Source organism: Streptomyces sp. NBC_00443 (genome assembly GCF_036014175.1).
Taxonomy (GTDB): Bacteria; Actinomycetota; Actinomycetes; order Streptomycetales; family Streptomycetaceae; genus Streptomyces.
This window is the reverse complement of the sequence record NZ_CP107917.1, coordinates 5,605,314-5,618,058: the sequence shown is the minus strand read 5'-3', so window position 1 is coordinate 5,618,058 and position 12,745 is coordinate 5,605,314. Positions and strand designations below refer to the sequence as shown.

At 71.0% G+C, this 12,745-nt stretch carries 11 protein-coding genes, 1 other RNA gene and 1 pseudogene; 6 read left to right on the top strand and 7 right to left on the bottom strand.

Annotated features, from left to right (window positions below; translation table 11 throughout):
* Positions 1-43: 43 nt before the first annotated feature.
* The 3 genes from OHO27_RS25440 (at position 44) to OHO27_RS25430 (ending at position 5,014) form a co-directional block, all read left to right on the top strand.
* Positions 44-1,513 (top strand): FAD-dependent monooxygenase, encoded by a 1,470-nt coding sequence (locus tag OHO27_RS25440; RefSeq protein ID WP_328427291.1) that lies wholly within the window; start codon positions 44-46, stop codon positions 1,511-1,513.
* A gap of 133 nt (positions 1,514-1,646) precedes the next feature.
* The gene (locus tag OHO27_RS25435; protein ID WP_328427290.1) at positions 1,647-3,350 is read left to right on the top strand and encodes an NAD(P)/FAD-dependent oxidoreductase; all 1,704 of its coding nucleotides are present in this window, start codon (positions 1,647-1,649) and stop codon (positions 3,348-3,350) included.
* A gap of 146 nt (positions 3,351-3,496) precedes the next feature.
* Entirely contained in the window at positions 3,497-5,014 is a 1,518-nt protein-coding gene (locus OHO27_RS25430) for an FAD-binding oxidoreductase (protein ID WP_328427289.1), read from the top strand.
* A gap of 76 nt (positions 5,015-5,090) precedes the next feature.
* Here the strand turns inward: OHO27_RS25430 and OHO27_RS25425 are convergent, their stop codons facing one another.
* Positions 5,091-5,297 carry a hypothetical protein gene (locus tag OHO27_RS25425; protein ID WP_328430741.1) on the bottom strand — a complete coding sequence of 69 codons (207 nt, stop codon included), beginning with the start codon at positions 5,295-5,297 and terminating at the stop codon, positions 5,091-5,093.
* A gap of 179 nt (positions 5,298-5,476) precedes the next feature.
* Positions 5,477-5,659: pseudogene (locus tag OHO27_RS25420) on the bottom strand (maleylpyruvate isomerase N-terminal domain-containing protein); the annotation flags it as partial.
* A 76-nt stretch (positions 5,660-5,735) separates the two neighbouring features.
* On the opposite strand from OHO27_RS25420, the gene OHO27_RS25415 reads away from it, so the two are divergent.
* Together OHO27_RS25415 and OHO27_RS25410 are read left to right on the top strand one after the other, a co-directional pair.
* Positions 5,736-6,701 carry a helix-turn-helix transcriptional regulator gene (locus tag OHO27_RS25415; protein WP_328427288.1) on the top strand — a complete coding sequence of 322 codons (966 nt, stop codon included), beginning with the start codon at positions 5,736-5,738 and terminating at the stop codon, positions 6,699-6,701.
* Positions 6,702-6,803: 102 nt separating this feature from the next.
* Positions 6,804-7,649 (top strand): SDR family oxidoreductase, encoded by an 846-nt coding sequence (locus tag OHO27_RS25410; protein ID WP_328427287.1) that lies wholly within the window; start codon positions 6,804-6,806, stop codon positions 7,647-7,649.
* A gap of 102 nt (positions 7,650-7,751) precedes the next feature.
* On the opposite strand, the gene dacB is transcribed toward OHO27_RS25410, so the two are convergent.
* From dacB to OHO27_RS25390, 4 genes are all read right to left on the bottom strand, one after another.
* Entirely contained in the window at positions 7,752-9,344 is a 1,593-nt protein-coding gene (gene dacB / locus OHO27_RS25405; protein WP_328427286.1) for a D-alanyl-D-alanine carboxypeptidase/D-alanyl-D-alanine endopeptidase, read from the bottom strand.
* Between the two features lie 50 nt (positions 9,345-9,394).
* On the bottom strand, positions 9,395-10,378 hold the full coding sequence (locus OHO27_RS25400) for an extracellular catalytic domain type 1 short-chain-length polyhydroxyalkanoate depolymerase (protein WP_328427285.1): 984 nt from the start codon (positions 10,376-10,378) through the stop codon (positions 9,395-9,397).
* 77 nt (positions 10,379-10,455) lie between these two features.
* Positions 10,456-11,028 (bottom strand): hypothetical protein, encoded by a 573-nt coding sequence (locus OHO27_RS25395; protein WP_328427284.1) that lies wholly within the window; start codon positions 11,026-11,028, stop codon positions 10,456-10,458.
* On the bottom strand, positions 11,025-11,462 hold the full coding sequence (locus tag OHO27_RS25390) for a DUF4232 domain-containing protein (RefSeq protein WP_328427283.1): 438 nt from the start codon (positions 11,460-11,462) through the stop codon (positions 11,025-11,027). Before OHO27_RS25390 ends, OHO27_RS25395 begins: the two co-directional genes overlap by 4 nt.
* 45 nt (positions 11,463-11,507) lie before the next feature.
* Here OHO27_RS25390 and OHO27_RS25385 point away from each other — a divergent pair, with 45 nt between their 5' ends.
* On the top strand, positions 11,508-11,669 hold the full coding sequence (locus OHO27_RS25385; protein ID WP_328427282.1) for a hypothetical protein: 162 nt from the start codon (positions 11,508-11,510) through the stop codon (positions 11,667-11,669).
* A 553-nt stretch (positions 11,670-12,222) separates the two neighbouring features.
* Here the strand turns inward: OHO27_RS25385 and ssrA are convergent.
* Positions 12,223-12,609: a transfer-messenger RNA gene (ssrA, locus tag OHO27_RS25380) on the bottom strand.
* Positions 12,610-12,745 lie beyond the last annotated feature (136 nt).

Genomic DNA, 12,745 nt, shown 5'->3' with positions numbered 1-12,745 from the left:
ACTCCCCCGGAATACTGGAGAAAAATCCACTGGGAGAGGAAACATGGATAATTTTCATGCCGACGTGATTGTCGCCGGGGCCGGACCCTCCGGACTCATGCTCGCCGGTGAACTCCGCCTGGCCGGACGGTCGGTGGTCGTACTCGACCGCCTCGCGGAGCCCATGCAGCAGTCCCGGGCGCTCGGGTTTTCCGCCCGCACCATCGAGGAGTTCGGTCAGCGCGGACTTCTCGAGAAATTCGGTCAACTCGAGACGATACCCTTCGGGCATTTCGGTGGACTGCCCATTGACTATCGCATCGTCGAGGGCGGCAATTTCGGCGTCCGTGGTGTTCCGCAGTCGCGGACCGAGGCCATTCTGCTGGAGTGGGCGACCGGGCTCGGCGCCGAGATCCGCCGCGGGCACGAGGTCGTCGGCATGACCCAGGACGATCAGGGTGTCGTCGTCGAGGTCGGCACCGCCGACGGCGTCGAGACACTGCGCGCGGCCTACCTGGTCGGCTGTGACGGAGCCCGCTCCACCGTGCGCAAGCTGGCCGGCATCGACTTCCCCGGCACCAGCGCCACCATCGAGATGCTGATGGCCGACGTCGCCACCAACGAGCTGCGCATCCGTCCGACCGGCGAGGTCGGCGAGTCCGGCATGGTCGTGGTGCTCCCGCTCGGCCCGCAGGCCACCCGCGTCGTCGTCTTCGAGCGCGGCGCCGGTGTCCGCCCGACCCAGGAGGCGCCCACCTTCCCCGAGGTCGCCGCCGCCTTCCAGCGTGTCACCGGCGAGGACATCACCGGTCACAAGCCGCTGTGGACCAGCTACTTCACCGACGGCAGCCGGCAGGCCGCCGAGTACCGCAAGGGCCGGGTCTTCCTCGCGGGTGACGCCGCCCACATCCACCTGCCCATCGGCGCCCAGGGCATCAGTGCCGGCGTCGGCGACGTGGTGAACCTCGGCTGGAAGCTGGCGGCCGAGCTCAACGGGCACGCCCCCGAGGGTCTGCTGGACACCTACCACACCGAGCGCCACCCGGTCGGCGCCCGCATCATCGCCAACACCCTCGTGCAGCGCTCCCTGTACCTCGGCGGCCCCGAGATGGAGCCGCTGCGCCGGCTCTTCGGCGAGCTGGTCGGCATCGAGGCGGTCCGCCGCCACCTGGTCGGCCTGGTCACCGGCCTGGACATCGGCTACGACATGGGCGAGGGCGGCCACCCGCTGCTCGGCCACCGGCTGCCCGACCAGGAGCTGCTGGTCGGCGACGAGAAGAGCAGCACGTACGAACTGCTCACCCGCGGGCGCCCGCTCCTGCTGAACCTGCGCGGCGGCGACACCCTCACCGAGGCCGCCGCCGGCTGGGCCGGCCGCGTGGACGTCGTCGCCGCCTCCCGGCCCGACCCGGCCGCCCCGGCCGCCGACCTGCTGGTGCGTCCCGACGGCTACATCGCGTGGGTCGGAACGGACGGCTCCGCCGGTTTGACGGAGGCCCTGCAGCGCTGGTTCGGCGGCCCGCGCTCCGCTTGAGGCCGCGATGGGTCGTTCGCTGTCTGCGGCTCCGTCGTGGCTGGTCACGCCCACGCGGCGGAGCCGCATGTCGATACAGGCCCGCGCCCCTTGGGGCGCTGCCCCGAACGTACGTCAGAAGAGGAGTTCCGAGTTGACCGGCAAGGCCGAGACACAGATGCCCACACCGAAGGCCGGCGAGTGGACCGAGTGCGACGTCATCATCCTGGGCGCCGGGATCGGCGGCTCGATCACCGGCGCGATCCTGGCCCGGCAGGGCGCGAAGGTGGTGCTCGTCGACGCCGGGCAGCACCCGCGGTTCGCGGTCGGTGAGTCGCAGAACCCGCAGCTCGTGGAGTGGCTGCACATCCTCGCCGTGCGCTACGACGTCCCCGAGATCAAGCACCTGCTCGACATCAAGGCGGTCACCAAGTACATCGGCGCCCACCACGGCAGGAAGCAGAGCTTCGGATTCGTACGGCACGTCCCGGACCGGGAGCCGGACCCGCGCGAGGCGACGATGTTCGTCATCCCGAAGATGCTGACCGAGGCGTCGCACATGTTCCGCCAGGACACCGACACCTACTACTTCAACGTCGCCGCCAAGTACGGCTGCACCCTGCGGCAGAACTGGCGCGCCACCGACCTGGACTTCGACGACGACGGCGTCACCGTCACCGGCCAGAGCGGCGAGGTCTTCCGCGCGAAGTACCTCATCGACGCCAGCGGTTTCCGTTCGCCGCTCGCCCAGAAGTTCGACCTGCGCGAGAAGCCCTCCCGGGTCAAGCACCACGCGCGCTCGATGTTCACGCACTACGTCGGCGTCAAGCCCTACGACGACGTGTGCAACTACCCCGAGGCGCTGCGCCCGCCGGCCGAGTCCCCGTTCCACGGCGGCACCCTGCACCACCTGATCGAACGCGGCTGGTTCTGGATCATCCCGTTCGACAACCACAAGGACTCGCGCAACCCGATGTGCAGCGTCGGCCTGACCTTCGACGAGCGGCTGTACCCGCAGCCCAAGGACAAGACGCCGGACGAGGAGTTCAACCACTACCTCGACATGTACCCGGCGGTGAAGCGCCAGTTCGACGGCGCGCGGCGGGTGCGGGAGTGGATCTCGACGCCGGACCGGATCCAGTACTCGTCGAAGCAGACGGTCGGCGACCGCTGGTGCCTGATGTCGCACGCGGCCGGCTTCGTCGACCCGCTCTACTCGCGCGGTCTGTCCAACACCTTCGAGGTGGTGGACGCCCTGTGCTACCGCGTCCTGGATGCGCTGCGCGACGACGACTTCTCGGCCAAGCGCTTCGAGTACGTCGAGCGTCTGGAGCAGGGGCTGCTCACGTACAACGACATGATCGTCAACAGCTCCTACATCGCGTTCTCCCACTTCCGGCTCTGGAACGCGGTGTTCCGGGTCTGGGCCTGCTTCACCACGCCCGCCACCATGCGGCAGATCCAGGCCCGCCAGGAGTTCACCCTGGACGGCGACGACCGGCACTTCCGCGAGATGGAGAACTCGCCCTACCCGGGCCTGTGGTGGCCGGACAGCCACGCCTTCAAGCACCTGCTCGACGTCACCAACGAGACGTGCCTGAGCTACGAGGCCGGCGAGATCGACGGTGACAAGGCGGCCGACATCGTCTTCCAGGCCATCAACGACTGCGAGTCGGTCAACACGCCCTTCGGCTGGAAGGACGGCGAGGACCACCGCTTCTACCGGGCCACCACCCCCACGATGATCAAGTTCATGTGGTGGGCGAGCACCAACGGCCCCAAGGAGATGCGCGACCTCGGCCGCGCGATGCTCAAGGGCGTCGCCAAGTCCGCCGTCCGCGGCAAGAAGGTCTCCTGACCGCAGCCGCACCCCGAGACCGGCCCGCACAGGGCGGGGTGCCACCCCCACGCGCCGCCCGGTGCGGGCCCCCGGCCCCAGCCCCTGGCCCCCGAACCCTCACCGAACCTCCTTCCACCACACCCGCATCGACACTGGGACACCGTGTGATCAGTCGTAGAACCCTGCTCGGCGCCGGCTCGGCCGCAGCCGGCATCGCCCTCGTGCCCGCCATCCCCGTCGCCGCCGAGGGCTCGGGGACACCGTGGAACCAACTCGCGGCCAGGCTCTCGGGCCGGCTCGTGCTGCCCACCGACCCCTACTACTCCGTCGCCCGGCAGCTGGAGCTGGGCCAGTTCGACACCGTCAACCCGCAGGCGGTGGCCTACTGCGCGAGCGCGGCGGACGCCTCGGTCTGCGTGCGCTTCGCCCAGGACAACGGCGTCCGTACGGCGGTGCGCAGCGGCGGCCACAACTACGGCGGCTGGTCCACGACGCCGGGCATGGTCATCGACGTGTCGAGGCTCAACGCCGTGACGGTGAAGAGCCCCTCGTCGGTGGAGATCGGCCCGGGCGCGCAGAACGTCAACATCCTCAACGCGCTGGCCCCGCACCACCTCGTGGTCAGCGAGGGCGGCTGCCCGACCGTGTGCGCCGGCGGCTTCCTGCAGGGCGGCGGCTTCGGCTTCCTGACCCGGCCGACGGGCATGGCGAGCGATGCGGTGACCGCCGCCCAGGTGGTGCTCGCCGACGGCCGCGTGGTGACCACCTCGGCGAAGCAGTACCCGGACCTGTTCTGGGCGATCCGCGGCGGCGGTGGCGGCAACTTCGGCATCGTCACCCGCTTCACGGTCACCCCGCACAGCGGCGACCAGATGGCCATCAGCAACCTGATCTTCCCCTACGACCGGATGGCCGACGTCCTCGACGGCGTCGCCCGGTGGCTGGTGGACGCCCCGCACACCGTCGGCGGCGGTGCCTACGTCGTACAGCCCGACGCGGCGCCGGGCTCGGTGCCGCAGGCCAACGTCTTCCTCGCCTCCCGCGGGACCCCGACAGAACTCGCCGGTGAGGCGGCCCGGTTGACCGCCCTGACGGGCGCTCCCGCGCAGCGGCAGGACGGCGTCATGACGTACCAGCAGCTCATGATGATGATATTCGGCTGCGCCACCCTCACCGAGGCCCAGTGCCAGCGCTCCGAGAAGACCTCGCAGGGCACGCTGTCCCGCCCGGCGTACGGCCTGGAGCGCACACGGCTGGGCAGCGAGCCGTACCCGGCGAGCGGCTGGGCGGACGTGATGACGGCGTTCGACGCGAACCGCAGGGCTGGGCAGGCGCGTTACCTGGACTTCCACTTCTTCGGGGGCGCCGCGAACGACGTCGCACGCACCGCCACGGCGTATGTGCACCGCGACTCGCTCTTCTCGGTCAACTACCGGGTGCTGATCAACGACCCGGCCCAGGTGACCGAAGAGGCCAAGGCGGTCGCGAACGCCTGGGCCGACAAGGGCTTCGCGACGATCGACCCGCTGTCGAACGGCGAGACCTACCAGAACTGGATGGACCCGTCACTGAAGGACTGGAAGGCGTCGTACTACGCGGAGAACTACTCCCGGCTGACCCGGATCAAGTCCAAGTACGACCCGTACCGGTTCTTCCGCTTCCCGCAGTCCATAGGTGCCTGACGGTCACGTCCCGACACCACGAAAAGCCGCCGGACAACGGGGTCCGGCGGCCTCGCGGGGGACGTGCTGTACGGGCTCAGGGCCTACGGCCGTACCAGCCGACCAGGCGGTCGATGGCGGGGGCGTCCTCGGGGACGACCACGACGGGGCCGAACGGCACCTGGCCGCCGCGCGGTTCGCGGGGCACGGCGCGCTGCATGGCGGCGAGCGGTGCGGCCAGGACGTCGTCGTCCCAGGCGGGGTTCTGGCCGGTCGCCTTGGCGAGGTCCCAGGTGTGCAGCACGAACTCGTTGGTGTAGATGACCGCGGCGGCGGCGCCGGGTACGGGCCCCAGGGCAGCCCGATCTCCCGGCCCAGAACCGCCGGGTCCGTCCAGACGGACCGCAGCTCCTTCGTCCCGACGGCCCAGGCCTCGGCCCAGGCGCCGTCGGCGACGTCCTCGGCGAAGTGCGGAACGCTGAAGAACTGTCCGCCGGCGCCGATCACGGCAACCCGGCGGAGCACGGAGACAAGGTGATTGGACAGTTGGCGCACCGAGTAGTCCGGACACGGCGTGGTGCGGTCGTGGTCCTCGGGCCGCACCGAGGCGAGCACGTCACCGGCCAGGTCGACGGCCTTCAGCAGTCCGTTGCGGGGGTCGCTCATGGAGTTCGTCATGGCATCGAGTCTTCCGGCCAAACAGGCCACCCTCCGGCCACTTTCCAGGAAAGGCTGATCACTGATGCGAGCTGACCGACTGGTGGCGGCTCTGCTCTTCCTCCAGGCGCGCGGCAGGGTGACCGCCGCGCAACTCGCCGCCGAGCTGGAGATCTCCGAACGTACCGCGCGGCGCGACCTGGAGGCCCTGATCGCCTCCGGCGTCCCCGTGTACGCGCAGCGCGGCCGGGGCGGCGGATGGCGGCTGGTCGGCGGAGCGCGCACGGATCTGACCGGGCTCACCTCGCCGGAGGTACAGGCGCTGTTCCTGGCCGCGGGCTCTTCGGCGGCCTCCCCCGAACTGCGCTCGGCGCTCAGGAAGTTGCTGCGGGCGGTGCCGGAGCCGCTGCGGCCGCATGCCGAGGCGGCGTCCCGGGCGCGGATCGTCGACGACCAGGACTGGTCGCGCACGGCCGTGATGGCGAGCGGCCCGCACCATACGGCCCTGGAGCGGGCGGTGCTGGACGGCGTACGGGTCCGGCTCGGCTACGCCCGCCCCGGCGGCGTACCGCACGAGCGGACCGTGGACCCGCTCGGGCTGGTCCTCAAGGCGGGCCACTGGTACTTGGTGGCCGGCACGTCGGAGGGGCTGCGTTCCTTCCGGCTGGGCCGGGTGACCTCGGCGGAGCCGACCGAGGAGCCGGTCCGCCGCCCCGCCGACTTCGATCTGACGGCCGCCTGGCGGACGTTGGTCACCCGGCTGGAGGACCGCCTCCTCGCCGCGACCGTGTCGGCGCGGGCCGATCAGGACGCCCTGCCCGTGCTCCAGCGGCTGCTCGGCGGGCGGCTGAGCATCGGCCGGTTACTCGAGGACGGCAGACGGGAGATCGAGGCCGCCGGGCCGTCGGTGGAGGTGCTGGCCGCGCAGCTGGCGGGCCTGGGGGCCCGGGTCGAGGTGGTGGGCCCGCCCCAGGCACGCGAACACCTGGCCCGCCTGGGCCGCGACCTGATGGCGCGCTACGGGGTGCTCCAGGATGCGGCAGCCACATAGTCACTTTCCTCTAGGTACCTACTATACGGAGGATGCTAACGTCGCAGACATCGCGTGGATCCGCCCCAACTCCACCCTCTTCACACACCTTTGGGAGTTCTCATGTTCGTTGTCACCGGAGCCTCCGGAAACGTCGGCCGCCCGCTCGTCGAGACCCTCGCCGCCGCCGGCGAGAAGGTGACGGCCGTTTCCCGCAATCCCCTCTCCTACGACCTTCCGGAGGGAGCGCGGCATGTCCGCGCCGACCTCGCCGATCCCGCCACCCTGGGCCCCGCCCTGGACGGCGCCGAGGCGCTGTTCATCCTGCTCGCCGGTGAGCTGCTCGGCGGCGGCGCGCCCGCCGTCGACGTGCTGGCGGCGGCCAGGGAGGCCGGCGTGCGGCGCGTGGTGCTGCTCTCCTCGCAGATCAACGGCACCCGCCCGGACGCCCTCTCGCACGGCCGGCTGCGGGAGTTCGAGGAGGCCGTGCGCTCCTCGGGCCTGGACTGGACGATCCTTCGCCCGGGCGGCTTCGCCTCCAACGCCTACGCCTGGATCGAGCCCGTCCGCACGCAGCGCGCGGTGATCGCCCCGTTCGCCGACGTGGCGCTGCCGGTCGTGGACCCGGCGGACATCTCCGAGGTCGCCGCCGTGGTCCTGCGCGAGGAGGGCCACGGCGGCCGGACGTACGAGCTGACCGGCCCGGCCGCCGTCACCCCGCGCGAGCAGGCGGCGGCGCTGGCCGAGGCGATCGGTGAGCAGGTCGGCTTCGTGGAGCTGACCCGTGAGCAGGCGCGCGAGCACATGGCGCAGTTCATGCCCGAGCCGGTGATCGACGGCACGCTCGACATCCTCGGCGAGCCCCTCCCCGCCGAGCAGCGGGTCAGCTCCGACACGGAGAAGATCCTCGGCCGCCCGGCCGGCTCCTTCGCGGGCTGGGCCCGGCGCAACGTCCACGCCTTCAAGTGACGCCGACGCCCGGCGCCGCGGAGTAACGCGCCGCCGCGGCCCCCTCAGCACCGCCCCGGATCCGGAATTCCCCCGTACGGGTCCGGGGCGGGCCATTCGGCCTCAGCACAGGTCGGGCTTGCGCCAAGCACACTCGACGTCCGTGTTCGTCCCGCCCCCGCGGATCGACGCCGGCCCGGCCGCCTCCGCGGACGACCGGGCCAGCGTCACCACGATGGCGTCCTCCAACGGCTTCACGGACGAGGCCAGATAGTTGTTGAGGACGATGCCGTAGACGAGTTCACGCCCGCCGGAGTCGGTGACGTACCCGGAAAGCGCCGACGCCCCCGTCAACGACCCCGTCTTGGCACGGGCGTTGAGCGCGGCCGGTGTCCCGCACATCCGTGAGCGCAGCGTGCCGCCGACGAAGCGGTCGGGGTCGCAGGCGACCGGCAGCGAACGGTGCCAGTCGGCGTACCAGGGCTCTGCACGCACGGCGAGGAGCAGCTCGACGAGCTGCCCGGCGGCGAAGTTGTCCATCCGCGAGAGCCCCGAGCCGTCGACCTGCCGCACCTTCACGGCGTCGACGCCGACGCCCTTGAGGTAGCCGCTGATCGCGTCCAGCCCGGCGCCCCAGCTCCCCTGCCGCGAGACCTCGTGGCCCATGGCCTTGGTGAGGATCTCGGCGTGCATGTTGTTGGAGAGCTTCATGAACGGGATGAGCAGGTCCTTCAGAGCCATGGAGTCGTGCGAGGCCAACTCCGTCGCTCCCGCGGGAGTCCGGCGTCCCAGGCGGGTCGGCCCCACGACCTTGACGCCACGCTCGGCGAGCGCGTCCCGGAAGACCGCGGCGGCATGCCCGGTGGGCCCCCACACGCTGACCCACTCCTTGGCACCGGCGCCGCCGACGGGTGTCGTACCGCTGACGACGACGGTGTTCGTGCCGTGCTCGCGCTCGACGGTGAGGTCGTTCGCGCCGCCGGCGGCGACCGTCGTGGCCCGCACGTCGATGTCGACGTAGTCGGTGCCGGGCGTGACGGTGACGACCGGTTCGGCACCGGCCTGATCCCCCGGCGCGACCGTGACGATCACGGTCCCGGTGTCGTAGTCGGTGTCCGGCGCCACGCTCAGCGCGCTGATCTGGGCCGAGTAGTACGACGACTCGTCGTCGGCGGCCCAGGACCGCCCGAGCCGCACGCTGTCGAACCGGGTGTCGTCGGCGATCAGCCGCCCGTCCACGCGTGTGATCCCCGACGCGGCGAGACGCGCGGCGAGCCGGTCGTAGTCGCCGGCGAGCAGGGTCGGGTCCCCGGTGCCGCGCAGATACAGGTCGCCCCGCAGCACGGAGCCGTGCCGGCGCCCGGTGGTCAGCACGTCGGTGGTGAACCGGTACTGCGGCCCGAGGATCTCCATGGCCGCGGCCGAGGTGGCGAGCTTGGTGTTGGAGGCGGGCATCAGCCGGGTGGCGGGCAGATGCCGGTAGAGGAGCTCACCGGTACCGGCGTCCGCCACCACGACGCTCGCCACGCCGCCCTCCATCCGCGCGTCGCCCAGGATGGTGTCGACGGCCTCCGGCAGGCCGGTGCGGTCCGAGTCCGCACCGGCCTGCGCGCCGGGCCCCAGGACGGCGGCGACGAGCGCCGCGGCGACGGGCCATATCCACAGTCTTCTAGGGGAGTTGACGCATCTCCCGGAAGTTCTCACGGGTCCGCTCATGCTTCAGCAGCATCCCGGACAACCGCCCGCGGCGACAGAGCGCCCTCGGCTCACCCCAGTCCCCAGGCCCGCCCCATCCGATACGCGGCACACAGGTTCACGTCGAGGACATACGCCCCGGCGCTCCCGCACTGCTCGCTCCCGCTCCCCGGATCGACGGGCTGCCCGTGCCCCATCCCGGTGACGCTGTACGTCTCCACGACCGCACGCCCGCCCGCGTCCCGGAAGACCTGATGCGGATACCCGGCCACGGTGTCACTCACGTCGGCGGCCTGATCGCTCCCGTGCACATCGGTCCACTGCTTCACCAGGTCGGCCATGTTGACGGGCTTCACGGTGTAGTCGGCCGTGCCCTGGAAGGCGACGAGGGTAGGCCAGGGCCCGGCGTACCCCGGCCGGGCGGCCCGCACCCGGTCCCCCCACTGCTTCGGGGTCTGCGTCGCCCCGACGTACATGCACACATACGGCGACCCGGCCGCCTGCGCACACCCGTACGGCAGCCCGGCGACGATCCCGCCCGCCGCGAACTTCTCCGGGTACGCCGCCATCATCACCGCGGTCATCCCGCCCCCGGCGGACAGCCCGGTGGCATACACCCGCGACGCGTCCGCGGAGGTGTCGGCGAGCTGCCGGTCGACCATCTGGGCGACGGACGCGGCCTCGCCCTGGCCGCGCGCGATGTCGCCGCTCTGGAACCAGTTGAAGCAGGACGAGGCGTTGTTGGTGCTCTGCTGCTGCGGCAGCACGACGGAGAAGCCCCAGCGGTCGGCGAGCTGGAGCCATCCGCTGCCGGTGCCGTATCCGGAGGCGTTCTGCGTGCAGCCGTGCAGTGCGACGACCACGGGCCGGCCGGCGGGCAGCCCGTCGGGGACGTACCGGAACATGCGCAGCGCACCGGGATTGGAGCCGAACCCGGTGACCTCCTGGAGGGAGGCGGCCTCGGCCCGGCCCGGGGTGAGGAAAGCGGCGATCAGGGCGGCGAGAAGGCTCGCGCAGACGGCGATTCGACGGCTTGCGGCTCTGGTCTGTGTCATGCGGAGGGACCGTAGAAGCATGAACGACCCGTCGATATGGAGTGGGACACCACAACGGACGTCTCACGCATGGTGGTTCATGGTGGTTCATCGAGAGGGCGAGGGTCCGTACGGAACTGCCGCACGAGCCTGCCCGGATCACGCGCGACCTCCCACAGCCCGGCCGCGAGCAGCAGCAGGCTGCTGAAGAAGCAGACCCAGAACACGAACTGGGCGCCCGCCGCGAGGTTGTGCGTCCCGCCGTCCTCGTAGAGGCAGTACGCCTGCGGGGGAAACGCCTTGGAGACGCCGACGCCGCCGTAGCGCATGGAGCACGGGTCCTCGCCGGGGTCCTTGGCCGTGTCGTCCGCCGTGACGACCAGCAGCCAGGCCGCCGCCGCGACCGGAATCGTGACGAACGCCGCCGCCCTCGCCCAGGCCGGGAGGCGGGGATGGCCGATGAGTCCGTTCAGCGCGACCAGCACGACGACGTACACGGCGACGACGGTGAGAGCGACGCCGAGCCGCCCGAACACCTCGTCCAGGAGCCAGGCCACTCCCGCCACCGGAGGCGCGGTGAGGACGAGAACCTTGACGCCGTGCGCGATGCGCGGATGGACGAGCAGGCCCAGCGCCAGGGCACCCGCCAGGACGGCGAGAGGGCCGGTCACCGGTACGTCTCGTCCTTCTTCCACGGCCCTACGCCGAGCTTGCCGGTCGTCCCGAGGTCCAGTTCCGGCATCACCGTCACGGGGTCGGCGCCCTGCTTGGCCCGCACCCGGACGTACGGCGCGTTGACCGGGTCGCCGACGCCCGCCTCGGTGGTGTTGCGCCAGGCCAGGGTCGACCGGGCGGCCTCACCCGGCCGCAGCACCACGGGTTGCGGCCGACCGGTCCCACCGGTGCCGGTGCTGATCTGATCGGTGCCCTGGAGGATCCGCACGCCGTCGACGATGTCGTGGTCCGCGTCGAGGAGTTCGAGCTGCGGGTAGCCATGGAGCTCGTAGGTCCGGTGCCGCAGTTGACGAGATGCAGTCCGACGACGCGCAGCCCCATGGCGGCGTCTCCCCGGTCGGCGTAGACGTGCACGCCGGACGCCGGGCACGGCCCCGAGGCGGACGACCCTTCGACGACGGGAACGCTGCGTACCTTGATCACTTCCGCGCCCGTCACCTCGGGGGCGCCCGGGGCGGGCCCCGTCATGGCGACGGCCGCCTTGACGGTCCGTCCCGGCTCGACCGACGCGACGGTCTGCTCGACGTTGTCGACGGCGCCTCCGGACGCCGACAGGAACCCGATGGTCACCGTGTAAGTGGCCGCCTGCGTACCCCGGTTGGTGACCTCGAACTCGGCGGAGAAGTCGGCGTCACAGCCGCTGTCCTGCCCCCAGGCGTACAGGCCGGTCACCTCGACCCCGTCCTCGCCCGGACCGTCGACCGAGGAGGGCAGGGGCAGCGGCGTCGGCGTACCCGAGGGTGTGACGGCCGGTTCGACGGACGGCGGCGGGCTGCCGTACTGCACGAAGTCCGACGGGCACAGCGACACGGCGCCGACCGGGGCCCCGGCGCCGCGAGCCCTCGTCGCGTCATCGCCCTGGGATGCACTCTGGGAACCGCACGCGGCCAGCAGCAGAACACCGGCGAGGGCAGCGGGGACGGTGCGCGAGGCGGTAGGCATCCGCCCAGCTCACCAGGGACCGCACCCACGGTCTGTGGCGGAACCCACACCTCCGGTCACAGGGGTGTCACAGATCACTCCGGCCCCGCAGAGCACGGCGTGACCGTCCCGGCATGACAAAGGCCCCGCTGCCCGAAGGCGGCGGGGCCTTTGCCCACATGGGTTAGGGAGGTTCGGAAACCTCCCGATCGTGGAGATGGCGGGAATCGAACCCGCGTCCAACGGTGCAGAAGCAGGGCTTCTCCGTGTGCAGTTCGCTGCGATTTTCTCGGCCCCGGCGATCACGCGAACAAGTCGCCGACGGGCCCAGTCACTGTTTGGTTTCCCATCGAACCCCGTGACCGGGTTCGATGGTTTAGTCCCCTAGATTATGCCAGGGTCCGGGTCGGGAACACCCCCGGGCTGACACCCGTTAGGGCCTTCACTCACTGCTTATTAGGCAGCGAGGGCGAAGGCGCGGGAATCGCTCTTGGAATTGGCGATTATTGGTTGCGACATATGGTTTACGAGATCATTGCCGCTTCCTCGACACGCTTCCCCTGCTTGAACAGCCGCTGTCGAAACCGATCATCCCCATGTTGTTTTTTCAATCCCCTCCGGCAAACCTCCGGCGACCGGAGAGGGGCGCGCACCCTCTGTGAGGTGCAGTGCCATCGTACGTGACCAACGCACGACCATGCCAGCGTATTCCTTGCAGCCTGCTACTGGGGC

Excerpts from the sequence above, each read along its gene's own strand:
- OHO27_RS25440 (WP_328427291.1), top strand. The coding sequence starts at position 44 with ATGGATAATTTTCATGCCGACGTGATTGTCGCCGGGGCCGGACCCTCC.
- OHO27_RS25415 (WP_328427288.1), top strand. The coding sequence starts at position 5,736 with ATGCGAGCTGACCGACTGGTGGCGGCTCTGCTCTTCCTCCAGGCGCGC.
- OHO27_RS25410 (WP_328427287.1), top strand. The coding sequence starts at position 6,804 with ATGTTCGTTGTCACCGGAGCCTCCGGAAACGTCGGCCGCCCGCTCGTC.
- dacB (WP_328427286.1), bottom strand. The coding sequence starts at position 9,344 with ATGAGCGGACCCGTGAGAACTTCCGGGAGATGCGTCAACTCCCCTAGA.
- OHO27_RS25400 (WP_328427285.1), bottom strand. The coding sequence starts at position 10,378 with ATGACACAGACCAGAGCCGCAAGCCGTCGAATCGCCGTCTGCGCGAGC.